The following is a 24,109-nucleotide window of genomic DNA, read 5'->3' as shown; positions in this document are numbered from 1 at the left end:
GTTTGAAGGCTCTCTATTGTAATCCGCTTTCTCTTTCCCGTATCCAAACCGTCATTTCGCCTTCCTCACGGTTGGCCCAAGCATAATAAGGAATGAATACGGCTTTCGCATGTTGCTTGGCATAACGCTTTGTCGTGTACAGCTCGGTGGACACCTCATCATAAGACGTCCGCCATGCATCGTTCGATTCCAGCCTATATACGCCTTCCAGCAGATCCGGAACGAACGCCCCTTCGAATGCCGCTTCCGAGGAAAGCTGCAGATCGCGAAGATTGGCTCCGTTGTCCGCTTCCTCCAAGCAATAGATGATAGGTCCGCGTTGAATCGCGGTTTTGCCGCTTGCTTCCCGGAGCTCGGGATGCGGACGTACGAGTGCGACGCTCATGTCCAGCTCCATCTCGATGATGTCGCCTTCGTTCCATATTCGCTGAATTTTGGCATATCCCTTCTCGGTAATGGCAGCGATTGCAATCACGGCGCCGTTCAAGCGAATGACCGTACGCTGCGACCATGAAGGAAGCCTGAGCGCAAGCGCAAATTCCGCCTGACCGCCGGTAATCTCGAGCTTAACGCTCCCCGTCCAAGCATACTCCGTCTGTTGGCGGACGGCGATGCTGCTCCCTTGGAATATCTGCTCCGTTTGGCTACCGATGTACTGATGTACATACAGCTCATTCTCGTTCACGGAGTAAATATAGCTGCTCAAGGAGGCAATGAACCTCGCGATATTCGGCGGGCAGCATGCGCAGCCGAACCAAGGCTGCCGGCGCGTTCTCGCGCTCGGGATATCGTCTCTCCGCCCGCTAACGACGGGCCATACCTCCAGCGGATTGACATAAAAATAGCTTCGACCGTCCAGCGAAATGCCGCTTAGCAGGCCGTTGTAGAGCACTCGCTCAATGACATCGGCGTAGCGCGAATCCGCCTCAATCTGCAGCAGGCGCTGCCCCCAGTTCAAGAAGCCAATCGCTGCGCAGGTCTCGGCATAGGCGCGATCGCTCGGCAAATCGTAGTCGAACGAGAACGCCTCGTAATAATCCGAAGAGCCGATTCCGCCTGTCACATACATTCGGCGCTGCACGACGTTGTCCCATAGCGACTTGACCGCGGATAGCAGCGATTCATCCCCGTATTCGCTCGCGATATCCGTCGCTCCGGCGAACAAATACACGGCGCGCACGGCGTGTCCGTCCGCCGTCCCTTGCTCGCGGATCGGCGCATGCGACTGGAAGTAGTCCATCGGGCGGCGATCGACGCGTTCCTTGCGTCCGGCGGCAAGCCTTTTCTCCAGCTCGACGTCGAAGTATTTCGGATCTCGGCCTCGCTCCTCTACAAAAAAACGGGACGTTTCCAAATACGACCGATTACCGGTCAGCTTGTAGAGCTTGACCAGGGCAAGCTCTATTTCCGGATGTCCGCAATAGCCGGGAAGCTGCCCCTCGCGCGGTCCGAACGTCTCTACGATATGATCCGCGAATTTGCACATGATATCGAGTATTCTGGCGTTGTTAGTCGCTTCGTAATAAGCTACCGCAGCTTCCATGAAGTGACCTGCGTTATACATTTCATGGTCGTCCCTTACGTTCTCCCATTGCTCCCCCGGCTTTTGAAGCTGATAATAGGTGCCGATATAACCGTTATCCATCTGGGCGTTGCCGATCAGCTCGATTGCGGCATCCGCCAGCTTCTCCAGTTCTTCGTCGCGGCCCTGCTGAAGCACGAAGCCGACCGTCTCCAGCCATTTTGCCAAATCGCTATCCTGAAAAACAAAGCCGTGATGCTCCCCCTGCCTGCCTTCCGCAGCAGCTCGAAAGTTGGCTATCGTACCGCTCTTCTCCGCGCCTTCGATAAGATCATTAAGCGCCTCCCATTGATAGGGCACGACGACGTCCCGTACCAGCTCCTGCCTTGGACTCCAAAATCGATCATTAATGGCCGCTTTCGAGACTGCGACCGGGTTCATCTTTCTCATCGGTTCATCCCTCCGCCGTACATGGTATGCCTGACTCTTTCAAGTTATCATGCGGCGAAGACCCGTGTCAGTCCGTCAAAACAACACAATTGGTAGATAAAACCGACTTTTATCGATGCTTAGCAAGCGTCTCGTTTCGCGACAAGTTTAACTTGCCTATCCGAACAGGTATACTAAAGGAATAATGAACGAGGAGGTTTATGCCGTGAGCAACGCGAGCTATGAAAGCTATTTCCGGAACAAAAGAGAGCAGCACCTAGACGAGCTCAAACAATTTCTAACGATACCGAGCGTCTCGGCATTGTCCGAGCATAAGAACGATATGATCGACGCCGCGAAGTGGGTGGCTGCCAAATTGGAGAAAGCCGGTCTGCAGAAGGTAGAGATCGTTGCCACGAAAGGCCATCCGATCGTATACGCGGAGCATATAGGCGCGCCCGGCAAACCGACCGTGCTTGTCTACGGTCACTATGACGTGCAGCCCGTTGACCCTCTGCATCTCTGGGATACGCCTCCGTTCGAGCCGACCATTCGCGATGGCAAGCTGTATGCGCGCGGCGCAACGGATGATAAAGGACAGCTGTTCCTGCACATGAAGGCGATTGAAGCGCTGTTGGAGCAAGAAAACGGGCTTCCGGTAAACGTGAAAATTTGCATCGAAGGCGAAGAAGAGATCGGAAGCGCGAATCTGCCCGCATTTATGAAGGAAAATGCAGACAAGCTGGCTTCGGATGTTGTGCTTATATCCGACACCTCGCTTCTAGCACCGGAGAAACCAGCTATTTCGACGGGCTTGCGCGGACTTTGCTCGCTTGAAGTCGCGATCGCGACCGCCAATACCGACCTGCATTCCGGCACATTCGGCGGCGGCGTTCCGAACGCGCTTCACGCGCTCGTATCCCTGCTCGCTTCCTTGCACGACGATCAAGGACGCGTCGCGGTTGACGGCTTCTACGAAGGCGTGCCTGAGCTTTCCTCGGACATGCGCAATGAGTTTCGCAAGCAAAATCACGATGAAGAACAGTTAAGAAGCAATCTTGGACTCGAAGCCCTTTACGGAGAAGGAGGCTATTCTTTCGTTGAGCGGACAGGCGCAAGGCCAACGCTCGAGCTGAACGGCGTTTACGGCGGCTTCCAAGGCGAAGGCACAAAAACCGTCATCCCGAAGGAGGCTCATGCCAAAATCACCTGCCGTCTTGTCGGCGATCAGGATCCCGCTCTCACCCTTGATCGTATTACGGCGCATCTGGAAGCCCGCGTCATGCCGGGCGCGAAGCTGATTATTCGGCGCGGCGAGCAAGCTCCGGCGTTCAATATGGATCCTACGCATCCCATCCTGCAAAAGGCAGCGGACGCTTATGAGCAAGTGTACGGCACTCGCGCGCTGTTCACGAAGGACGGCGGATCGATTCCGATCGTCGAGACGTTCTCCCGCATCCTGCAAGCTCCCGTCGTCATGATGGGCTTCGGCCTTCCGGACGAAAACCTGCATGCGCCGAACGAGCATTTCAATCTCGAGAACTTCGACAAAGGCTTGCTTACGATCGTAACGTTCTTGAAGCAGCTTTAATATCCCGTTACAACGCAAGAGGACCTCGGCCTCCACTGTCAATGTGGAGGCCGAGGTCCTTTCTCGGTTCTAAGTCAATGACTAGAGTCCGACAGCTCCAGCCAAGAAGCCATAATCGTATCCAGCTTCGCTTGCAACGCTTCCCTGTCATGCCATTTGGCTTCAAGGCTTGCGGCATCGCCGCTGATATCGAGCCGGTGCAGCTCTTCATCCGCAAGAGCCAGTTCCTCTTCCATGGCAGCAATGTCGAGCTCCAGTTGCTCGCGTCTTCGTTCGTTTTGGCGGTCCGAGCCGCCGCCATGAGGCCCTTTGGCTTCCTTCGGCAGCTGTACGGGTGCCGATACCTGCCTTTCGCCGCGTTTCGCTCTATAGTCATCGTAATTGCCAAGATAAGTGGCAATCTTGCCTTGCTCCAGCTCCCAGACGCGCTTCGCGAGACGATTAATGAAATACCGGTCATGCGAAATCGCCAATATCGTGCCCGGGAATTGCTCCAGCGCTTCCTCAAGCGCTTCACGAGAGGCGACATCAAGATGATTCGTCGGCTCATCCAGCAGAAGCAGGTTCGGCTTTCGCCTTACGAGCAAGGCTAAGCGCAGTCGCGACCATTCGCCTCCCGAGATCATGTGCAGCGGCTTGAATACGTCGGCGCCATAGAACAAATATTGCGCCAGCACGCTTCTCGCCTCCCCTTCCTCCATGCCTCCCTCGATGCGGAAGTAATCCAGCACCGTCAGCTTACGATCGCTAACCGGCTCCTGCTGCGCCAAATAACCAATTTCCACGCGCGCTCCCAGCTCCACCTTGCCTCCATCCGGATCCATGACGTTCTGAAGCAGCTTGAACAGCGTCGTTTTTCCCGATCCGTTGTCTCCGAGCAGCATAACCTTCTCGCCGTACATCAGACTTCCCTCTGCTCCGTTCAGTATCGATTTCCCTGCGAATTGTTTCGTCACGCCTTCGAATGCGAGGACCTTGCGACCGGATCGTTCAAGAGGAGACAGCTCGAAATCCGCCGTTTTCCGCTCCAAGACGGGACGTTTCACTGTCTCCATTCTATCCAAAGCTTTACGGATCGAAGCTGCCCGTTTGAAAAACTTCTCGTTCCCTCCGATGCGCCCCCATTCCTCCAGCTGTCGAATCGTTTCTTTCATTTTTTTGATCGCCTTCTGCTGCTCTTGATAGTGAGCAAACTGCTGCATAAGACGCTCTTCCTTCTCCTTTATATAACCGCTGTAGTTGGTGAGGTACGTATGCGCTTCGCCATCCTCCAGCTCGATCATCTTTGTCCCCATGGCATCGAGGAAATAACGATCATGCGACACGATCACGCATGCGCCTTCGTAACGCTGCAGAAACTGCTCGAGCCACTCGATACCTTTGAGATCCAGGTGATTCGTCGGCTCATCCAGCAGCAGCAAGGCCGGACGAACGACAAGCTGGGACGCAAGCACAATGCGCGTCTTCTCGCCGCCCGATAAGCTGCCGAACTTGCGTCCGTCATTGCGGCGGTCGATTTGCAATCCGCTCGCCACTTGAGCGATAACCGTATCCATGTCATATCCGCCGCCTCGCTCGTAGCGCTCTTGCGCCAAGGCGTAAGCCTCCAGCAATCCCTCCAGCAGCGCTGGATTCGATGCCGCATCGGAGCTTGACATTCGCTGCTCCAGCTCCGACATTTCCCGCTTCGTGCCGATAAGCTCGCGATATCCGTAAGCGAGCACCTCATATACGGTAAGCTGCTCGAATTCCGCAGGAATTTGCGGCAGGTAGCCGATACGCAAATCCCTCTTAACGGTCAGCATCCCCTCGTCGATTCCGTCATGACCCGAAATTAGCCGAAGCAGCGTCGATTTCCCGCTGCCGTTGCAGCCGATCAAGCCAACCTTTTCTCCTTCTTGAAGCTGTAGCGTCACCCCGTCCAATACAAGGTTCGCCGCATGGTATTTTTTTATTTGTTGAACGTTAACAATTATCATTTTAAGAGCCTCCTGTTGGATGAAGACCCTCCTCGCGTACAAAAAAAGGGCCGCGGCAACAAGCCCGCGACCCTCTGGATGCTAAAAACAATCCGTTGTGGTTAAGGTAGGCGTCTTCTCGCGAATGGTTCAAACGTATGATCGTAATTGGACAGACTGATCCCGTTCGCGGAAAACGCATGAACAATGCCAGCCGTTGCAATCGGCAGCTGGCTAATACGGTTGTTGGCCATTTCGTGATTCACCTACCTCACCCCCTTCATATTCGTAATTCTAAGTTATCATAACCCAAGGCGCGATAGCAAGCGCAGCTGAACACTGACATACTGTTGTCAGACATGACGGGTTACAATGGTATTAACATTATTACTTACTATGCTAAACTTCATGAAAGGTGATCGAAACCATGATTATTGATAACATCGTACGGGCAGACAACCGGCAAGACTGGAGAAATTGGCTAAACGATAATCACCAAGCGGAAGATTATTGTTGGGTGCTTACAGCTGATTATTCCTCAAACTACGTCGATTTCGTTGAAGAAGCGTTATGTTACGGATGGATTGACAGCACCAAAAAAATGTACGACAAGAAGACGGCGCAACGATTCTCCCCTCGCAGAAAAAAGAGCAATTGGACGGAGCTCAACAAAGAGCGCGTCCGCCGTTTGGAAAAGCTCGGGCTGATGACGGAGGCAGGGCGCAAAGTGCTGCCCGACATGAGCGCTGAAGCCTTCGTTGTCCATGAAGATATATGGGCCCTATTACGCGAGGACGAAGTGCTTTATGCGAACTTTCAAGGCATGCCCGATCTCTATAAGCGCATTCGCATCGACAATATCCAGTCCGTGCGCCATGACGCAGCCTTATTCCAGAACCGGTTAACCAAATTTATCGAGCACACGCGAAACAATAAAATGTACGGGCAATGGAATGATAAGGAGAGACTTATTCAGTATTAGCGGCTGTTTTTTCATTGATAAAAAATACTGTCGTTGTGTCTAACGGTGAGAACATGGCTTGCCCCCTGATTAAACACGATCAGGGTTTATTTGATGACTGTATATCCTGTTAATACTGATCTCGTTGCATTTTATGCAACAGAACGACCCGCTCGTGCTCCAAGTGACCATCCCCACTGCACTTTATGCAACAGATAGACCTATGAAGTCTCTATTTTGCCTGTTCTGAGCCAATTCCGTTGCATATTGTGCAACGAGGCCCTCTTCAACAGCCCATTTCCCCCATTCTGTTGCACATTATGCAACGACCGGCGGCGCCAATCACCCAAAAGGATTCATGGACGGTATGGTTGGCAATAAAAATTAACATTTTTCTGCTCCAAATTAGTGTTTTTGCATCTATTCACCCTTAGATATATATCATTGTCATATAAATTTGTATCAATTAAATATAAAAAAATAGTTCCGCAATATTTCCAATTCACATGTTATAATTTCCATAGTAATATTCAAGAGGAGCCGTCTCAGTTCGATTGGATGCAACCCATCCATGAACAGGGGGGGCTTTTCACTCCGAAATTCAGAATCTAGAAACTTACAGAAATCGGTGATCAGATGTTTCAATTCAAGTGGTTATGGCTCAATTTAAAAGGAGATCGTGTACGGTATATTCTTGCGTTATGCCTATCTGTCGTTGGCTCCTCGCTCACCATTATTAACCCGTACATCGGTCAACGCATTGTCGATACGTTTATCGCAGGCGACAATGCCATGCAAAATCTATCGCGCGAGAAGGCGCTGCTGATCGGTCTTTGCCTCGGCATGATCGGCTTTTCCTTGCTCCGCACGGGACTGGCTTATTTTACGACCATCATGTATGAACGAGCATCACAGAACATGCTTTACCGCGTCCGAATTTATTTGTACAACAAAATTCAAGGCCAGGACATGAAGTACTACGACCGCAACCGCACGGGAGACCTGATGACCAAGATGACGGGCGATCTCGATATGGTGAGACACTCCTTGGCGTGGATCATCAAGACGATCATCGAATCGCTGACCGTGTTCGCAGCGGCCGTCGTCTATTTCTTCTTCATTGACGTCGAGCTGACTCTGTGGCTGCTTCTTCTGTCGCCGCCGATTTTTATCGTGGCCTTTATTTTCGCCAGACGCGTCCGCCCGATGTATGTCGACCTACGGGAACGTCTCTCGCAGTTGAATACGACCACTCAGGAAAATATCGCCGGCAATCGCGTCGTCAAGGCATTTGCTAGAGAAGAATTCGAGGTTCAGAAATTTACGGAGAAAAATATCAGCTACGCCAAAGCGAACAAGACCGCGGCTATGGTGTGGCTTGACTACTTCCCGTACCTGGAAACGTTCTCCCAAGCATTCAGCGTAATCCTTATGCTTGCAGGAGGTCTATTCATCATGGATGGGCGCATCACCTTCGGTGAATTTTCCGCCTTCTCCGCGCTCATATGGGGACTGTCCAACCCGATGCGCAACATCGGCATTATCATTAATGACATTCAGCGATTTTTTGCAAGCCTTAACAAAATCATCGATGTCTATTACGCGCATCCTGACATCGTCAACAAGCACAACGCGGTTGATAAGCGACGTTACCAGGGCCGCATCCAATTCGACCGCGTAAGCTTCAAATACGACAACGTAACGGTGCTTGAGGATATCAGCTTTACCGTTGAGCCGGGCGAGACGATTGCCATTATGGGCGCAACCGGATCCGGCAAAACAACGCTAATCAATCTGATTCCGCGCTTCTATGACGTAGCGAAGGGCAGCGTCCTTGTAGACGGCATCGACGTGCGCAAGCTGGAGCTCGATGAGCTTCGCGGCAATATCGGCGTAGCCACGCAGGATGTCCTGCTGTTCTCCGATACGATAGACGGCAATATCGCATACGGTAATCCGGATATGCCGGAGGAGGAAGTGACGAGGTTCGCGAAGCTCGCCGCCGCCCACGACTTCATCGGCAAGATGCCCGACGGCTATAATACGATCGTCGGCGAACGCGGCGTCGGCTTGTCAGGCGGACAGAAGCAGCGCATCGCTTTGGCACGCGCCATGGCCGTGCAGCCTCCTATCCTCATTCTCGACGACACGACTTCGGCCGTCGACCTTGAGACGGAGGAGCATATTCAGAAGAGCTTGCGGGAATTGGACTTCTCCTGCACAAAGATCATAATCGCCCAGCGCGTGTCTACGACGGCGCAGGCAGACCGTATTCTGATTCTAGACAACGGCCGCGTCATTGAAGAAGGTACGCATGCCGAGCTTTTGGCGAAGCGCGGCTATTACTACGACGTGTTCATTCTGCAGAATGAGGGCATTGAAAGGGATGTGACTACTCATGGCCAGAAATAAATTCGACATCGACGAGAATTTGGAGTCCCCCTTTGACATCCGACACTTCCGGCGGGCGCTTGTCTATATCAGGCGCCACCAAAAACCGATGATTATTGCTTTCATACTGAGCGCCCTGTCTGCGGGCATCGCCCTATCTGCGCCGCTTATCATCCAGCATGTCATCGATGTGACTATTCCCGCGAAGGACAAACAGTCGCTTATCTGGTTGTCGGCTCTGACGCTTGCCACGATTGTCGTCAGCGTCATTCTCGCCACGATCCGCTCGCGCATTATGACCCGTGTCGGACAGGATATCATCTTTGATATCCGCACGGATCTGTTCAAGCACTTGCAGGAGCTGCCGTTCCAATATTATGACGACCGTCCACAAGGCAAGATTCTCATCCGGGTCGTCAATTACGTCAACTCGGTATCGGATGTGCTGTCCAACGGCATCATCAACTTTATCTTGGAAATCTTGAACCTGCTCTTCATCGGAGCGTTTATGTTCGCCGTTAATGCTAAGCTATCGCTTGTCATTCTCGGAGGCCTGCCCATCTTCCTCGGCATCATGCTGCTCATTAAGACCAAGCAGCGCCGGGCGTGGCAAGCGGTATCCAACAAAAGCTCCAATATGAACGCATACATGCAGGAGAGCATCAGCGGCATTCGCGTCACCCAAATCTTTACCCGCGAGAAGCATAACGAAGGCACGATGACCCGTCTGTCCGACAATTACCGCAATACGTGGATGAGAGCGATGTATTTCAACTTCCTAATCCCGTTCTCGGTAGACAACCTGGCGGCCATCGTGACGACGGCCATCTTCTTCGTCGGCTTGCTGTCGCTGGGACCAGCAGAGGTTACATTCGGCGTCATACTCGCCATGAGCAGCTATGCCGCGCGCTTTTGGCAGCCGATCCTGAGCATATCCAACTTATATAACAGCTTTATCAACGCCGTGGCTTATCTCGAACGGATCTTCGAGACGCTAGATGAGCCGGTAACCGTGAGCGACATTCCGAAGGCACGCGAGCTGCCGCCTATCCAAGGACGGGTAACGTTCGACGATATGACCTTCGCCTATGATCCAGGCCACAATGTGCTGGAAAATCTGAGCTTCGATATTCAAGCCGGCGAAAGCATCGCCCTCGTCGGTCCGACAGGCGCCGGCAAGACGACGGTCGTCAATCTGATCTCGCGCTTCTATAACGTGACGGGCGGCAAGATTCTTATCGACGGCCATGATATATCGGAAGTGAAGCTGAAGTCGCTGCGCAGTCAAATGGGCATCATGCTGCAGGACAGCTTCATCTTCTCCGGCACGATTATGGACAATATCCGTTACGGCAAGCTCGACGCCACCGAAGAAGAGATTATCGCCGCTGCCAAAACCGTATGCGCCGACGAGTTCATTCGCGAGTTCGAGAAAGGCTATATGACGGAAGTTAATGAACGGGGTTCGAAGCTTTCGCAAGGTCAGCGTCAGCTCATCTCGTTCGCCCGCACGCTGCTTGCCAATCCGCGCATCCTTATATTGGACGAGGCTACTTCATCCATCGATGCCCAGACCGAGCGCTTGCTTCAGCGGGGCTTGAACGAATTGCTCAAAGGACGCACCTCGTTCATTATCGCGCATCGTCTCTCCACCGTTAAGAACTGCGACCGGATCATGTACGTAGCCGACAAAGGCATTGCCGAATCCGGCTCGCATGACGAGCTAATGGCCCTTCGGGGTCGCTACTATAAGCTGCACTCCGCTCAGAAGATGGAGGCGTAAGCCTCCTGAGCTGGGCGCAAAAAAGCCGAGAATCCTTATTTACAAGGACTCTCGGCTTTTTCGGTTCAAACATCTACTATTGCGTGCATTGGAAGGTTGTACGAAAAATCTTACAATTCACCTAGGGAATGGTGTCCAAACGGTTGATTTGTGCGATAAATCATACAATACGAGCTAGCAACGGGTTTAAGAGTCGTCTTTTATATGAAAAATCGTACAAAGTGGACAGGACGGCGAATCGGGTCAGCGTATTGTACGAAAAAACATACAAATCGTCAGCCAGCCTCTAAATCGCATTACCCGAAAACGGAGCTCGATCGCAGCCGGCGCTTAACACCTTACATGTCTGCGTTTGAACCCAACCCTCCCTTTTGCCGTTTCCTTCTGGATGTTAGCCAAAGCGTGTATGAGCTTGGTCGGTTTCTTGACTTTACTGACTTCCACAGGGCCTACCGATTCTGCAATCTCAGTCGCCTTCTCATGGAGCGGCACATAGGATATCGCCACCGTGTACATGAAGTTATTCATCGAATATTTCGTGCGTTCGGGAGCATCGTGGATCGTATTTTTCACCAGCTCGAGCATATTGGCTAATTTGGTTTCGTCGAATTCGCTGTCCTTCCGATTGCCCAGCAACCAGCAGTAACAGCTCCAGCCCGCCGACATTCGCAGCTCGTCGCCGCTTGCGATCCATTTGTCGGCAACCTCTTGCGCAATATCCGCTTCCGCCAACGTAACCGAAACGACAAAATCGGACAGCATATAAAAATAAGCGCCGTCCATCCAGCGATCATAATCCGCTGCCGTCATCGCATTGGGATCGGCAATGATACCAGCGAAGTACATCGCATCGTAATTCCCTGTGGCGTACAGTTGCTCAGCCAAAGGCTGATTGATTTTCGTTTTTTTGAAAATAGGCTTCATAGCGCCCGTAGCGACGCCGAAGAGCGGCTCGTGCGCGCCATTAGAAATGTACATTTTCTTCATTCGTTCCTTGCCGAGCGCTTCAAGCTCCTGCATAACCTCTTCTAAATTCATCGTTCGACACTTCCTTTTTTATAGAGGTATTACCATTTATAAATCTCTTAAACATGCAAATCGCGTTTCTTAAATAAGATATACGTTATTACGGTTAAAACTGCAATCAAAACGATAGATAAGAGAACGAATACGATATTCAATCCCCCGCCGTACATGATGTCTTTGGCTTCGAAATACTTAAACGGCGTGAACACCCTCAACGTTTCGAGTTGATCGTTCAGATCGATTGCAATCGACAGAATGAACGTAATAAGCAGGATGCCGGTTGCAAGCGAAGCTGCCTTCTTGGGATTGGCGTATGCGGCCGCGATGGCGGTTCCTATAACCAGAAAGAGAAGCTGCAAAAGAAGCATACCCGCCATGACGATGGCAATATCGCCATTTACAGCTTCACCCTTGCTGTAGTTCCCGACGATTGCGACGCTCGACGCCCAGGTCACGATATTCAATAGGAGGATATTGGCCAACGCGCCCAGCAATTTCGCCGTAACGACGGCAGTCCTCGATACCGGTTTGGCAAATAGAAACTCCGCCGTTCGGTCCCGTTCTTCCTTTGCGATTATATTTGCTCCGAGCATAGCCCCGTGAATCGTTGCCATCAACAAAAAGTATACGACCAGAATACCATAATAACCGCTAGCTTTGGACAAGTCTAAATCCCCTGACCCCATTAACGCCTTGAGTGCCTTAGGCATATCATCCATCACGCTGTCCAGCTGTCCGCCGGATGCCGTTGCTTCATATTTATTCATGCCGCTGGCGACCAGCAGAATGATGCCGATACTCCAAAAAATAATCGATTTCCGGTACGATTTCAATTCCCGAACGAAAATATTCAATGTTGTACCCCTCCTCTTCGTATTCGCTTATACAGCATGAACATCTTTTTTCAAATAGACGACATAGCTGGCGGCGATGCAAACCACAATGATTCCGATTGCCGCTGCAATAAAGGGAGCTTCATAGTTGGCGCTTTCGATAATAGTTCTGGGTTCAAAATATTTAAAGGGAGACAAATAACGTTTGGTCCCCTCATCGCCCGCCGATACGAGCATGCCGATGACGAAAAAGGCAAACACCGTACTGAGCGAAACGGATAGCACGGCTTTTATTCTAAGAAAAACGACGGATACGATAATGCCTATGGCCAAAAAAACAAGCTGTATAAACAACAGCGTGATTGAAATCATAAAGAACAGTTTCCCGCTATACTCAACCGTCTTCACCTGAACGGCAATGAGATTAGCCGCAATAAGATAAAACGCATTCGTTACCGATAAGGAAACGACCGCAGCCAGCAGCTTGGAGGTCATGATTTGCGTACGCGATACCGGCTTCGTCAAGAGAAAGTCTGCCGTTTTGTCGCGAACCTCCTTGGAGACGATCGACGTTCCCAGAATCATTGCTTGAATAGCGCCACCGAGCGTAATGTACATGAAAATATAACCATAAAAGCCGAGAATCGTCCCCATGCTTTCGATTTCAATGCCGAGCGCTTTTCTGATGCCCTCCGGATACCCTTCCAGCACTTTGGAAAATTCGTCAATGTCCTTTGAAACGGCAGGGAAAAGCGACATGAGCAAGATCAGAATGCCAATTAAGGAGCACGTCCATACGAGCATCGATTTTCTGTACGCCTTCAACTCATGCACAAACATATTCATCGCCGATCAGACCCCTTTTTCGTAATAATGCATAAAGATTTCCTCAAGGCTCGGCTCTTCGATCCACAGGTTCTCGATTTCGATTTCGGCTATTTTTTTCATTACCAGATTGATATTGCCTTTAAATAAAAAACTCGTCGTATTCCCATTCGCCGCAATATGGTTCACGCCGGTGATATTGAAGTATTCGCGCTCGATTTGTTCCGACGTTTCTACCGTAAACTTTTTATAGTTGTTTTCTTTTAACGTACTGATTTTTTCGACCGTAACGATCTTACCTTCTTTTATAATCGCAACTCGATTACATAGCCGCTGAACTTCGCTTAATATATGTGATGAAAATAATATCGTGGCCCCTCTTTTATTTTCTTCTTCAAGCAATTCGAAAAACTTTTGCTGCATGAGCGGATCAAGCCCGCTGGTAGGCTCGTCTAGAATGATGAGCTTGGGGCTATGGAGCAGCCCTTGAACGATGCCCACCTTCTTTTTGTTGCCCAGAGACAGGTCGTCGATTTTTTTGGTGATATCCAGATCCATGATTTCAACCAATTCTTTTATTCTTTTTTTGCAGTCCTTTTTGTAAAAGCTGGCCGAATAATATAACAGATCTGCGACCTTCATATTGTCGTAATAAAAAACCTCCGACGGCAAATATCCGATTTCCCTTTTGATTTCCGGAGCAAATTTGATGCAGTCTTTGCCGAAAATAGCCGCGCTGCCGCTTGTCGGATAGATGAGAGACAGCAACGTTCGGATCGTCGTAGATTTACCTGCCCCGTTCGGTCCGATAAAACCAAAGATTTCTCCCTGTTCGATGGAAAAACTAATGTCCGTTATTCCTCTTGCTTTGCCGTACGTTTTGGTCAGATTATGAATTTCGATCGCATTCATGGGTCAGCCTCCTCGCGGATATTATGCTTTTACGCAACAAAAAAAAGCCCTGAGAGCAGAGACACTCTACTCTCGGACTTCTTGCATAACGAAAAGACGAGCCTATGCAAGGCACGATCGCGGTTCTCTCACAATACGCTTACGAGGTTAGCTGTCGGATTCGGGCTTGAGAGTGCCCTACCTCATGCTTGCTAAGGCAAGCGAAAGGATTCACCCCATGAAACCATTGGAATGGTTTCGGTTGGTTCCCCCGTTTCCCGGTTCGGGAATTTAGCGTTTGACTCATTTAGTTGTTGAACAAATCATACGCCCATCCTTATGCAAAGTAAAACCGAAATTCGGAGGGTTTAAGCTGATTTTTGATTCCATATTTGGATGGCATCGGCTTAAAAGGGCAGTAGCATTTATTATCGAAAGAAATGCCATTATTTGCTTGCGTTTTCGCTTGACAGCATGGAGGTAGACGATTGGCTGCGCTTGTACGCCCAGTGGTTCGTTGGACCGCGGCCGCCGCCGATATGGATTCCGTCCCCGATCGCCGCTTGAATGAAAGCTTTGGCCTCCCGCATGGCGCTCTCGACGTCCAGCCCCCGGGCGAGGCCGGCCGTAAGCGCGGCCGAGAACGTGCATCCCGTACCGTGCGTGTGCCTTGTCGCTATCCGTTTGCCCGCCAGCTCGGTAAAGTAACGGCCGTCGAACAACAAGTCCACCGCTTGCTCTCCTTCGTCATGACCGCCTTTAATGATGACATACCGGGCGCCGAAGCCGGCTAGCCGCTTCGCCGCTTCTTCTTTATCCGTCTTGCTCCGAATCGGGCTGCCCGTAAGCTGCTCCGCTTCCGGAAGGTTTGGCGTCACGACTGCCGTAAGCGGCAATAGCTTGCCCGTCAAAGCGCGAATCGCCTCTTCCTGCAGCAGGACGGTGCCGCCCTTGGCTACCATGACGGGATCCACGACAACCTTCGTCCATCCGAAAGTCTGGATCGCTTCGGCAACCGCAACGATGATTTCGCTGCTGAACAGCATGCCCGTCTTAACGGCATCCACTCCGATATCGTTGCCTACCGTGAGAATCTGCTGAATGATCGCATCCGTGCTCATCGGATATACGCCATGTACCCCGAGGGTATTCTGAGCAGTCACTGCCGTAATGGCGGACATGCCGTAGACGCCAAGCTCTTGGAACGTTTTCAGATCGGCCTGTATGCCCGCCCCGCCGCCGCTATCGGAGCCTGCGATCGTTAAAGCCCTTGCAACCTGTTGTCTTGAATAAGTATCCATCTATACGCTCAACCCCTTCTTCCAAACCGTTCCGGTGAGAAAGCTTGATTATATTCGGCTGTATCCTTGCCTTCCAGACAATCGGCAGCAAGCTTGGCGGTAGCCGGACTAAGCAGAATGCCGTTGCGGTAATGACCGACCGCGAATGCCACATGTCCGGCCTCTCCCAGCGTGCCGATCAAAGGAAGGCCGTCCTGGGTGGAAGGACGCAGCCCCGCCCATCGGTGGAAGGGAGTCCGCTGCTCAAGGAAAGGAAACGCTTGTTTATTCCATTTCCTCAGCCTGTCGATCCCCTTGTCCGTCACCGAAGTATCGAAGCCGGCAACATCCTCCGAAGCTCCGCATACCAACGTACCGTTTTCTTTGCCTACTAGATAACCCTGATTGCTAAAAACCATATGCCGAACAGGCTTCTCGTCTGCCTCATAAGCACAAATTTGGCCTCGGATCGGGTATACGGGAATGCGGATGCCGAACGTATCGGCAAGCTCCTGCACCCATGCTCCGGAGCATACAAGCAGTTTGTCTCCGCTGAACCTCTTTTGATCCGCTGACTGAACGACAATGGCGTCCCGCCATTCGCTGACGGACAGCTTGCCTAAATTCTCGTGAATGTCGACCCCTGTTAATCGGCAAGCTTGCTCCAGAGCGATTACATAATGCGGCGCGTAGAGATGGCTCTCTTCCGGCGTATGAAGAGCTGCCCGTACGTTCCTCGACAAATTAGGCTCGAGAGCGAATAAAGCCTCTCCCTCCAGTATGCTGCCGGAGGATCCGAACTGCTGCTGCCATAGCAGCCTGCCTTCCAGGGCTAGCAAATCCGCCTCATGGTAGGCAATATAGAGACTGCCAGAGTTGGTATATTCGAAATTGCGTCCCGAGACCTGCTTCACCATTTGTTGCCACTCCAGGTATAGCTGCAGGCTTTGCAGACAAAATCGGAAGAAGGCATCCGGGCTCTCGACATTCTCGGAATAAGGCGCCAGCATGCCGGCGGCCGCACCGGAAGCCTGCCCTCCGCAGCGATTGATTTCCAGCACCGTTACCTGATGTCCCCGCCTCTGCAACTCCAGCGCGCAGGATAAACCGATGACTCCCCCGCCCATGACCAATATGCTTTGTTTCATCTCGCGAACCAGCTTTCGTTAATGTAATTATTTCAGCTTATATTCCTCGAACCCGCTGCTTGCCGACGCATACCGCTTCTTATCGATCCTTCCGGATAGATACGCTAGCCTTCCGGCTTCAATCCCCATTCTCATCGCTTCCGCCATGCCGACCGGGTCGGTCGCTTTCGCTACGGGCGTATTCATCAATACGCCGGATACTCCGAGCTCCATGGCCTGGGCTACATCGCTCACTGAACCAAGACCGGCATCCACAATGATCGGCACTTTCGCTTCCTCAACGATTAGACCAAGGTTATAAGGATTAAGAATCCCAAGTCCCGTGCCGATCGGTGCTGCTCCCGGCATGACTGCCGCAGCTCCGGCCTCTTCCAGACGCTTGCATATAATAGGGTCGTCCGATATATAAGGAAGAACGGTGAAGCCTTCTCGGACGAGTATTTCCGTAGCTTTCAACGTTTCGATCGGGTCCGGCAGCAGCGTGCGTTCATTCGCGCTAATCTCTACTTTGATCCAATCGCTCAAGCCGGAAGCGCGCGCCAACCGGGCGATGCGTACCGCTTCATCAGCCGTTCGCGCGCCGGATGTGTTCGGCAGGTAGGTGTATGGCTCATTCTGCAAATGCTGAAGGATCGAATCATCCTCCGTGGACTCGAGGTTTATTCGCCGAATGGCAAAGGTCAATACTTGAGCACCCGAAGCTTTGATCGCTTCCATCTGAACGTATGGATTGGGAAACAGTCCGGTACCGATGAAAAAGCGCGATGTTAATTCATGGTTGCCTATACGCAGAACGTCGTGTTTCATTCGTCAGCCTCCTCCTACAAAATGTACGAGCTCGATCGGCATCCGGTGATGAACTTCCGTATCCGCCCATTGTTCCGTCTTCAGCACAACGCCGCCCGCTTCTACGACAACCGGCTTTCCTGCCAATCCAAAATGCTCAATGACATCTTGAATCGTGCGTGCGTCCAGTTCCTGCTTTAATCCATTGATTATAAGTTCCACGTGCTGTGTCCTCCTATTTGTTCAGCTTGCTCAGGAACGCTTCGCAAGTCCCTTTGACATCGCTGCTCCCGACAATCTCGCTCACCGCGCAAATCCGCGTCGCTCCCGCTCCAATGACTTCATCCACATTATTTAGTTTAATCCCGCCAATAGCGACGAAAGGAATGCGGATATGCTGTGTTACCTCGCGTACATACGAGACGCCCACTGGGTCGACGACATCCGCTTTAGTCGCCGTGCGGTATACGGGACCGACGCCAATATAATCCGCGCCTTGTTGCTGTGCCAGCCATGCTTCTTGAAGCGCATGCGTGGAAATACCGATGATTTTGTCGCCTACGATCTTTCTTGCATCCAATAAGGATACATCACCCTGTCCTAGATGAATGCCGTCCGCATCAACCTCCATCGCGACATCGATATGATCGTTGACGATAAAGGTTACGCCATGCTTGCGGGTTAATTCCCTAAGCGCCCTAGCTTTGCGCAGCAGCTCCGGTTTGGCGCTTGTTTTGTCCCGCAGCTGTATAATATCCACTCCGCCTTGGATCGCTTCTTCCATGACCTCGATCAAATCCCGATTCGGATGGAATTGCTCTCCTGTTATTGCATACAAACGGAAATCCCTCATCTTCGATATCCCTCCTATTTATGATCCGATATAACGGGCATACAAGGTTTTCGCCCGAACCAAGTCATCCGTCCCCTGAACGAATACGCGGCCATCGGGGAACAGCACAAGCTGTTCGCCGCCTTGCAGCTCTGCCTTTAGCAAATAAGGATTTACCATAATCTTTACGCATACAGGCTCCAGCCTATGTCGCCAAAGCTCCAAATCCATCGGTCCGCTCCCGGCAATCTGCACCGTGCCTCGCCCGCATAAGGAAATCGCCGAGTCCCGGTCGAACTTGTCCAGGGCGGGATATTCCTTCAACTGACAGCAAGGACAGTTAATCGTAGGCTCTCCAAGCTTCATTTCATAATAGCGGTTATTCCATACATCAAACGTGACTAAGCTGTTGCGTCTATTGTCATTCGCGTCGACCAAATACTTCAGCGCCTCTACTGCCTGATAGGAAGCGACGATATCGACTACGGGAGATATGACGCCGATCATATCGCAGGTTTGCCCGCCGGCATCCGCGGATTGAAGGAAGCATCGCAGACAAGGGGTACGGCCTGGGACTAGAATGGCGCTCATTCCCCGCGAGCTGACGGCGCCGCCGTACGTGAACGGAATGCCCATACGGAAGCATGCATCATTCAATAGAAATCTTGTTTGGAAATTATCCGTGCCGTCCAGCACCAAGTCCATGTCCATAAGCAAAGAGTCGATATTATGGACGGTGACATCGGCCACTATCGCCTCGAGACGGACATCCGAATTGATTTTGCGAAGCTTCTTCTCCGCCGCAACGGCCTTCGGATAACCGTTCAACACGTCATCTTCATCGTATAACATTTGCCGCTGCAAATTACTTCGTTCCACGTAATCCCGATCCACAAAACGCACCAAGCCTACACCGGCTCTGACCATATGATTGGCGAGCACCGTGCCTAATGCGCCCATTCCCACAATACATACCGCGCTGCTCGCCAGCTTCCGCTGCCCGGCTTCGCCGATTGGCGCAAACAGCATTTGTCTCGAATATCGTTCGTCCACCTGCCTTAACTCCTTTGTTCAAGCGTAAACGGCTAACACCGTCCTATGGCGGCGTGTAGCATTCGTTTCGCGGTGAAATATAGGCGTAAGTATAAGAGTGAAACTTATAATCTCCTATATTTTTAAAGATGACGGAATGCTTGCTCTGCGCTAACGTCCTGCTTGATTTGCCCTTGCTCCTTCAACCAATCTATGATGGAGCTCCATGATTCTTTAGACTGGCTGCCGAAAGGCTCCGACCCCGCATCCATTAGAGGAAGCAGGATATCCAAGCTTTTTCTCTCGATCTCAGCGTCCAGCGGAAACTCTTCGCTTTGCTGATCGAGCAAAATTTGCAGCGCTTCATCCGGGTGGCTCGCCGTGTACGCTTGCCCTTTGGCGGCTGCCTCCATAAATTTTTTGATCGCATCGCTATTGCTCTTCAGTCCGTCCTCGCTCGCTGTCAGAACCAGCTCATAATAATCCGGCACTCCGTACTCGGAAGGATCGAAAGCAATCAGCTTCTCGCCTTCCTTCTCCAATAACAGCTTCTCATGGTTTACGTAGCCCCCGATAATAGCGTCCACCTTCTTCGTGCTCATTGCCGGAATCAGATCCCAGCCGACGTCCACGTAATCGAGCTTCGTCGGATCTCCGCCATCCGATTTCACCATCGTGTCCACGATCGCCTCGTCCAGGGGAATGGAAGGATAACCGATTTTTTTGCCGACGAGATCCTTCGGACTCCGAATCTCTCCCGAATCGATTACCATGAGCTGATTAAGCGGATGGCGAACGATCGCACCGACCGATACGATTGGAATGTCCTCGGAGCGCGATATCGCTACCTGCATTTGATAGCTGAGCGCTAGATCCGCTTTGCCGGTCGCGACCAGCTTAAGCGCATCATTCGTGTCCGCAGGCGTTTGGAGCTTGACCTTTAATCCCGCTTCTTCGAAATAGCCTTGCTGCTCGGCAGCATACAAGAACGTATGCACCGCATTCGGATACCAATCCAGCAGTACCGTAAGCTCCGTCTCTCCGGACTCGGCTTGCGTATCGGATGAACCGCAACCCGTCAAACCTATTAAAGCTAATACTAGAGCAATAGATAATGCTGCACTTTTATTCCATGAACCGAACCTAAACATCAATAAGCCCCCTCAACTAACCGTTATATTTGTCGTTACGCGCTTCTGCGATGAGCAAGAAACATTTTTTCCACTGCCAGTACTACAAGGAACAGTAAGATCCCCATGGCCGACAGCAGCAGTACACCCGAGAAAACCGCATCTCCCCGCAGCATGTTGGAAGCCCGCTTCGTATACATGCCAAGCCCGCTCTCCCCGCCAAGCCATTCTCCCAGCGTAGCTCCTCCGACGCTAATAGCGGCAGCCATCTTCAGTCCCGTAAAAAATCCCGGCAGCGCGGATGGAATCTTCCACTTCAGAAAGCGATCGCGCTTGCCGGCTCCCATCGTCTGCATTAGCTCCCCGATATCGGGATCCGCGGAACGGAATCCGTCCGCCGTATTCACGGCAATGGGAAAGAACGTAAACAAGATCACGACGGCAACCTTGCTCCATATTTCATAACCAAACCACATCACCATAATCGGCGATAAGGCGATAATCGGAATCGTCTGGGACATGACAAGGAGCGGATAGATCGTCTTCTTGGCTAAGCCCGAGCTTTCGATCCATACGGCAGCCAGCACGCCGAATACGGCGGAAATTCCGAGCCCCAGCAATGCCTCTCCCAGGGTAACGGCAAAATGTTTGCCCAGCACCCGTCCGTTGTCCCACATGGATACAAATACATCCGATAGCTTAGGAATAATGTAATGCGGAATATCGAAAATGGTCGTTCCGGCTTCCCACCCGATAACCAGCAGCAATGCGAAAACAAGCACAGGCCCATAAGCCGAAAGACTGTGTCTCATGTCCTTCCTCCTTCAGAAGCGAGTGCGCCGCGTCCAATCAACCCTAGCAGCTGCCGCTTCAAGTCTATGAATGCCTCATCCAGCGCAATATCATAGTTGCGAGGGCGGGGCAGACTAACGGTAAGCTCGCTAAGCGTTGCAATCGGTGATTGCGCCGCCACAAGCACCCGGTCGGATAACAGCAGCGCTTCGTCTACGTCATGGGTGATGAACAGAATCGTTTTGCGGTGCTGCTCCCATACCTGCAGCAGCCATTCTTGCATGCCGACCCTTGTCAGCGCGTCCAAAGCGCTGAATGGCTCGTCAAGCAGAAACAGCTCTCCTCCCCCTAGCAGGGAACGCAAGAAAGATACTCTTTGGCGCATGCCGCCGGACAGCTCATGCGGATACTTGCGCTCCGTCCCTTCCAGCCCTAAGCCCGGAAGCAGTTCCATGACCTGACGACGAGCTTCGCGCCTCGTTGTCCCTCCTAATTCCAGCCCTAATGCAGCATTATCCAGCACGGTCCTCCAAGGCATGAGACAATCCTTTTGCGGCATATAACCGATGTTCCCACGCTTCGACGCAGCTGCAGCCGAGTCACCTGCCGCTCCTATAGCAATCGTTCCAGCCTGTGGGGTCAGCAATCCGCTCAGCAATCGGAACAGGGTCGTCTTGCCTTTGCCGCTTGCCGCTAGAATACTGACGAACTCGCCTGGCCTAATATCGAAATCCAGCGCGTCGAACAAGGGAGGCTCTCCGGGAAAGGAAAATCGAAGGCCGCGAACCGCTAGCGCCAGCGGCCGTTCTTCTAGGTTACGTATGCTCAAACCGGCCACTCCTCTTGCCGGTAGGCCATATCCCAGAACATATACTCAAGCTTGGACGCGACGACGAAGCGTTCCTCCAGCGCAGCCAGAACCTGCTCGGGAAGCCCCTCCGCGAGCCGATCCATCAGACCGATACACCAGTCGGTAAGCGCTCCGAATTCCTCGGAGCTGTACATTAAGATCCATTCCCGATACAGCGGGTGGTCCAAAGCGCCGGGAACCTTCGAGTAAGCGACTCCGATCTCCCGGTAGCTCCACATGCATGGGAGCAGGGCGGCAACTACTTCTGAAAGCGGTCCTTGCGAAGCGGTGTCCAGCAAATACTTCGTATACGCAACCGTAGTCGGAGAAGGACGCGTCTGCGCAAGCTCCTCGCGCGTTACGCCGAAGCGCTCCGCATATTGCCGATGAAGCTCCATCTCCACATTCAGCGTAGAATGAAGCAACTCCGCGAACTTGACCATCGTGTCGAGATCCCTTGCCTTCATGCTGCCTATCGCGAACATCTTGGCATAATCGATCAGATACACGTAATCCTGTTTGAGATAATACATAAACCGCTCGGGATCCAAATTTCCGTCTCTTAGTTCAGTCAGGAACGGATGTGCGTGACTCTTCGCCCATATCGCCTCCGCTGAACGGTAGAGCCTATCGCTGAATCGACTCATGGATATCCAATCCCCTTTCATCATGAATCAAGGCTGATCGCCCGCTCTCCGATATCTCCGGCTTTACCCGGTTGCACCAGTCCGCAATAAAAGCAATCATCACTTTCGCGTAATCGATCAGCTCTTGCCAGTCTGCGCTCTCGTCTACGGAATGAGCCTCTGCAAGCTCTCCCGGACCGTAGATAAGCGTCTCGATTCCTGCCCGTCCCAGCCAGCCTGCATCCGTAACAGAGGGGCTCATACCGACGGCAGGAGAAACGCCGAGCACTTCTTGATGGCTGGCAGACAATGCTTTCAGCCCTTCGCCACCCGTATTCAGCACTAATGACGGGAATATCTCTCCCCGTTCCTCGATCATCGACCGGCCTCCCCAGCGGAAGGTAGGCGGATGATTCCTCAGCCATGGATCCCCCTCGGCGACTCTTAGCAGATGCTCCTCGATTTCGGCGGCTACCGTTTCATAGTCCTCGTTCGGATAAAAGTGCACCGTAATCCATAAGGAGCACCGGTCCGCTACGAATGCCGCATGACGGCCTCCCTCGATAACCGCCGGATTGATTGTGTTCGAGCCCGCCGAGAATCCCGGGAAGGATTTGGTCACCGCCCAGTGGCGCTCCAGCTCTTGAAGCCCGGCGATTAACTTGACCATCTTCTCGATCGCGCTGGCGCCTTGAACGCCGCCGCCCGCGTGAATCATTCGGGATCTCATCCCGTCATGATAGGTAACCGGACTTTGTACCGTAACCCAGCCGGTAATGACTCCGCCTTGCCCTTGGATGGCCAGCCCGCTCGTATCCGCGACTACGGCTAGATCCGCCTTATACCCTCTCTCCATGCAAGCCCGAGTTCCTGCCTCGCCGGCTTCTTCGCCGATGACCGAATGAAACAGCAAGTCTCCTTTTAGCTCTACTCCCGCTTCCTCAAGCAGCTTCACTGCGAACAGAAGGGCGGCAAGCCCCCCTTTCATATCCGCCGTTCCTCTGCCGTAAGCTCTGCCGTCATTCATCGTTAGTATGAATGGATCACCTTGCCACTCCCGCGTATCACCTACTTCGGCTACGTCCATGTGGCCATTGAGCAGCAAGCTTTGATATTGATCCCGCTGAGTGCCCGGCTTAACCGCGGTAACATTCGGATCGCCGGGATACACCTTCCACAATTCCGTTTCGAAGCCGCTTTTCTTAAGCTGTTCCTCCAAATATTGCTGTGCCTTATACGTATTTCGCGCAGGCGGGCTAACGGTAGGAAAAGCGATCAAATCGGCCAATAGAGCAAACAGTTCTTCCTGTCTTTCCTCCGCTTGCTGCTGTACCCTGGTAATGATAGAATCAATCATTTCTAGTCTCCTTCGCTTGGCAGAAGGCGCGAACAACAGAAAAAAACCATTCGAGAATAAACGAAT

At 52.1% G+C, this 24,109-nt stretch carries 22 protein-coding genes and 1 riboswitch; of the genes, 4 read left to right on the top strand and 18 right to left on the bottom strand.

Annotated elements, in window-relative coordinates; translation table 11 throughout:
* Positions 1 to 13: 13 nt before the first annotated feature.
* The gene (locus tag V8F51_RS19590) at positions 14 to 1,972 is read right to left on the bottom strand and encodes a glycoside hydrolase family 127 protein (protein WP_337102092.1); all 1,959 of its coding nucleotides are present in this window, start codon (positions 1,970 to 1,972) and stop codon (positions 14 to 16) included.
* 205 nt (positions 1,973 to 2,177) lie between these two features.
* Here V8F51_RS19590 and V8F51_RS19585 point away from each other — a divergent pair, with 205 nt between their 5' ends.
* Complete coding sequence (locus V8F51_RS19585; RefSeq protein ID WP_337102091.1) at positions 2,178 to 3,542, top strand: dipeptidase; 1,365 nt, start codon at positions 2,178 to 2,180, stop codon at positions 3,540 to 3,542.
* Between the two features lie 74 nt (positions 3,543 to 3,616).
* On the opposite strand, the gene abc-f is transcribed toward V8F51_RS19585, so the two are convergent.
* Together abc-f and V8F51_RS19575 are read right to left on the bottom strand one after the other, a co-directional pair.
* On the bottom strand, positions 3,617 to 5,521 hold the full coding sequence (gene abc-f / locus V8F51_RS19580) for a ribosomal protection-like ABC-F family protein (protein WP_337102090.1): 1,905 nt from the start codon (positions 5,519 to 5,521) through the stop codon (positions 3,617 to 3,619).
* 101 nt (positions 5,522 to 5,622) lie between these two features.
* Positions 5,623 to 5,766, bottom strand: coding sequence for a hypothetical protein (locus V8F51_RS19575; RefSeq protein WP_307206274.1), 144 nt, complete (start codon positions 5,764 to 5,766; stop codon positions 5,623 to 5,625).
* Between the two features lie 161 nt (positions 5,767 to 5,927).
* Between V8F51_RS19575 and V8F51_RS19570 the strand changes: the two genes are divergently transcribed.
* The 3 genes from V8F51_RS19570 (at position 5,928) to V8F51_RS19560 (ending at position 10,635) form a co-directional block, all read left to right on the top strand.
* Positions 5,928 to 6,482 (top strand): YdeI/OmpD-associated family protein, encoded by a 555-nt coding sequence (locus V8F51_RS19570; RefSeq protein ID WP_337102088.1) that lies wholly within the window; start codon positions 5,928 to 5,930, stop codon positions 6,480 to 6,482.
* Between the two features lie 615 nt (positions 6,483 to 7,097).
* Complete coding sequence (locus tag V8F51_RS19565; protein WP_337102087.1) at positions 7,098 to 8,873, top strand: ABC transporter ATP-binding protein; 1,776 nt, start codon at positions 7,098 to 7,100, stop codon at positions 8,871 to 8,873.
* Positions 8,860 to 10,635 (top strand): ABC transporter ATP-binding protein, encoded by a 1,776-nt coding sequence (locus tag V8F51_RS19560; protein WP_337102086.1) that lies wholly within the window; start codon positions 8,860 to 8,862, stop codon positions 10,633 to 10,635. Before V8F51_RS19565 ends, V8F51_RS19560 begins: the two co-directional genes overlap by 14 nt.
* Before the next feature lie 330 nt (positions 10,636 to 10,965).
* On the opposite strand, the gene V8F51_RS19555 is transcribed toward V8F51_RS19560, so the two are convergent.
* The 15 genes from V8F51_RS19555 to V8F51_RS19485 form a co-directional block, all read right to left on the bottom strand.
* Positions 10,966 to 11,673: a DNA alkylation repair protein gene (locus V8F51_RS19555; RefSeq protein WP_337102085.1), complete on the bottom strand. Its 708-nt coding sequence runs from the start codon at positions 11,671 to 11,673 to the stop codon at positions 10,966 to 10,968.
* A gap of 47 nt (positions 11,674 to 11,720) precedes the next feature.
* Positions 11,721 to 12,515: an ABC transporter permease subunit gene (locus V8F51_RS19550; protein ID WP_337102084.1), complete on the bottom strand. Its 795-nt coding sequence runs from the start codon at positions 12,513 to 12,515 to the stop codon at positions 11,721 to 11,723.
* Positions 12,516 to 12,542: 27 nt separating this feature from the next.
* Positions 12,543 to 13,340 carry an ABC transporter permease subunit gene (locus tag V8F51_RS19545; protein ID WP_337102083.1) on the bottom strand — a complete coding sequence of 266 codons (798 nt, stop codon included), beginning with the start codon at positions 13,338 to 13,340 and terminating at the stop codon, positions 12,543 to 12,545.
* Between the two features lie 6 nt (positions 13,341 to 13,346).
* Positions 13,347 to 14,231 carry an ABC transporter ATP-binding protein gene (locus tag V8F51_RS19540; RefSeq protein WP_337102081.1) on the bottom strand — a complete coding sequence of 295 codons (885 nt, stop codon included), beginning with the start codon at positions 14,229 to 14,231 and terminating at the stop codon, positions 13,347 to 13,349.
* A 120-nt stretch (positions 14,232 to 14,351) separates the two neighbouring features.
* Positions 14,352 to 14,517, bottom strand: a riboswitch (cyclic di-AMP (ydaO/yuaA leader).
* Between the two features lie 139 nt (positions 14,518 to 14,656).
* Positions 14,657 to 15,511, bottom strand: a complete 855-nt coding sequence (thiD, locus tag V8F51_RS19535; protein WP_337102079.1) for a bifunctional hydroxymethylpyrimidine kinase/phosphomethylpyrimidine kinase — start codon at positions 15,509 to 15,511, stop codon at positions 14,657 to 14,659.
* A gap of 8 nt (positions 15,512 to 15,519) precedes the next feature.
* Complete coding sequence (gene thiO, locus V8F51_RS19530; protein ID WP_337102077.1) at positions 15,520 to 16,638, bottom strand: glycine oxidase ThiO; 1,119 nt, start codon at positions 16,636 to 16,638, stop codon at positions 15,520 to 15,522.
* A 27-nt stretch (positions 16,639 to 16,665) separates the two neighbouring features.
* Positions 16,666 to 17,445, bottom strand: a complete 780-nt coding sequence (locus tag V8F51_RS19525) for a thiazole synthase (protein ID WP_337102076.1) — start codon at positions 17,443 to 17,445, stop codon at positions 16,666 to 16,668.
* Between the two features lie 3 nt (positions 17,446 to 17,448).
* Complete coding sequence (thiS, locus tag V8F51_RS19520) at positions 17,449 to 17,646, bottom strand: sulfur carrier protein ThiS (protein WP_337102074.1); 198 nt, start codon at positions 17,644 to 17,646, stop codon at positions 17,449 to 17,451.
* A 13-nt stretch (positions 17,647 to 17,659) separates the two neighbouring features.
* On the bottom strand, positions 17,660 to 18,277 hold the full coding sequence (thiE, locus tag V8F51_RS19515; RefSeq protein ID WP_337102072.1) for a thiamine phosphate synthase: 618 nt from the start codon (positions 18,275 to 18,277) through the stop codon (positions 17,660 to 17,662).
* A gap of 18 nt (positions 18,278 to 18,295) precedes the next feature.
* Entirely contained in the window at positions 18,296 to 19,309 is a 1,014-nt protein-coding gene (locus tag V8F51_RS19510; protein WP_337102071.1) for a ThiF family adenylyltransferase, read from the bottom strand.
* A 122-nt stretch (positions 19,310 to 19,431) separates the two neighbouring features.
* A complete protein-coding gene (locus V8F51_RS19505) occupies positions 19,432 to 20,439 on the bottom strand; it encodes an ABC transporter substrate-binding protein (RefSeq protein WP_337102070.1) in 1,008 nt (335 codons plus the stop codon).
* A 35-nt stretch (positions 20,440 to 20,474) separates the two neighbouring features.
* Positions 20,475 to 21,230, bottom strand: a complete 756-nt coding sequence (locus V8F51_RS19500; RefSeq protein WP_337102069.1) for an ABC transporter permease — start codon at positions 21,228 to 21,230, stop codon at positions 20,475 to 20,477.
* Entirely contained in the window at positions 21,227 to 22,048 is an 822-nt protein-coding gene (locus tag V8F51_RS19495) for an ABC transporter ATP-binding protein (RefSeq protein WP_442956461.1), read from the bottom strand. The genes V8F51_RS19500 and V8F51_RS19495 overlap by 4 nt, the downstream gene beginning before the upstream one ends.
* Positions 22,036 to 22,707, bottom strand: a complete 672-nt coding sequence (gene tenA, locus V8F51_RS19490; RefSeq protein WP_337102066.1) for a thiaminase II — start codon at positions 22,705 to 22,707, stop codon at positions 22,036 to 22,038. The genes V8F51_RS19495 and tenA overlap by 13 nt, the downstream gene beginning before the upstream one ends.
* Positions 22,688 to 24,043 carry an acetylornithine deacetylase gene (locus V8F51_RS19485; RefSeq protein ID WP_337102065.1) on the bottom strand — a complete coding sequence of 452 codons (1,356 nt, stop codon included), beginning with the start codon at positions 24,041 to 24,043 and terminating at the stop codon, positions 22,688 to 22,690. The genes tenA and V8F51_RS19485 overlap by 20 nt, the downstream gene beginning before the upstream one ends.
* Positions 24,044 to 24,109 lie beyond the last annotated feature (66 nt).

This window comes from Paenibacillus sp. YIM B09110 (assembly GCF_037167145.1).
Taxonomy (GTDB): domain Bacteria; phylum Bacillota; class Bacilli; order Paenibacillales; family Paenibacillaceae; genus Pristimantibacillus.
This window is presented reverse-complemented; position numbering and strand designations above follow the sequence as displayed.

What these genes read in the sequence shown, in the direction of transcription:
- V8F51_RS19590 (WP_337102092.1), bottom strand. Translation starts at nt 1,972, where the DNA reads ATGAGAAAGATGAACCCGGTCGCAGTCTCGAAAGCGGCCATTAATGAT.
- abc-f (WP_337102090.1), bottom strand. Translation starts at nt 5,521, where the DNA reads ATGATAATTGTTAACGTTCAACAAATAAAAAAATACCATGCGGCGAAC.
- V8F51_RS19570 (WP_337102088.1), top strand. Translation starts at nt 5,928, where the DNA reads ATGATTATTGATAACATCGTACGGGCAGACAACCGGCAAGACTGGAGA.
- V8F51_RS19565 (WP_337102087.1), top strand. Translation starts at nt 7,098, where the DNA reads ATGTTTCAATTCAAGTGGTTATGGCTCAATTTAAAAGGAGATCGTGTA.
- V8F51_RS19560 (WP_337102086.1), top strand. Translation starts at nt 8,860, where the DNA reads ATGGCCAGAAATAAATTCGACATCGACGAGAATTTGGAGTCCCCCTTT.
- V8F51_RS19555 (WP_337102085.1), bottom strand. Translation starts at nt 11,673, where the DNA reads ATGAATTTAGAAGAGGTTATGCAGGAGCTTGAAGCGCTCGGCAAGGAA.
- V8F51_RS19545 (WP_337102083.1), bottom strand. Translation starts at nt 13,340, where the DNA reads ATGAATATGTTTGTGCATGAGTTGAAGGCGTACAGAAAATCGATGCTC.
- V8F51_RS19540 (WP_337102081.1), bottom strand. Translation starts at nt 14,231, where the DNA reads ATGAATGCGATCGAAATTCATAATCTGACCAAAACGTACGGCAAAGCA.
- thiD (WP_337102079.1), bottom strand. Translation starts at nt 15,511, where the DNA reads ATGGATACTTATTCAAGACAACAGGTTGCAAGGGCTTTAACGATCGCA.
- thiO (WP_337102077.1), bottom strand. Translation starts at nt 16,638, where the DNA reads ATGAAACAAAGCATATTGGTCATGGGCGGGGGAGTCATCGGTTTATCC.
- V8F51_RS19525 (WP_337102076.1), bottom strand. Translation starts at nt 17,445, where the DNA reads ATGAAACACGACGTTCTGCGTATAGGCAACCATGAATTAACATCGCGC.
- thiE (WP_337102072.1), bottom strand. Translation starts at nt 18,277, where the DNA reads ATGAGGGATTTCCGTTTGTATGCAATAACAGGAGAGCAATTCCATCCG.
- V8F51_RS19505 (WP_337102070.1), bottom strand. Translation starts at nt 20,439, where the DNA reads ATGTTTAGGTTCGGTTCATGGAATAAAAGTGCAGCATTATCTATTGCT.
- V8F51_RS19500 (WP_337102069.1), bottom strand. Translation starts at nt 21,230, where the DNA reads ATGAGACACAGTCTTTCGGCTTATGGGCCTGTGCTTGTTTTCGCATTG.
- tenA (WP_337102066.1), bottom strand. Translation starts at nt 22,707, where the DNA reads ATGAGTCGATTCAGCGATAGGCTCTACCGTTCAGCGGAGGCGATATGG.
- V8F51_RS19485 (WP_337102065.1), bottom strand. Translation starts at nt 24,043, where the DNA reads ATGATTGATTCTATCATTACCAGGGTACAGCAGCAAGCGGAGGAAAGA.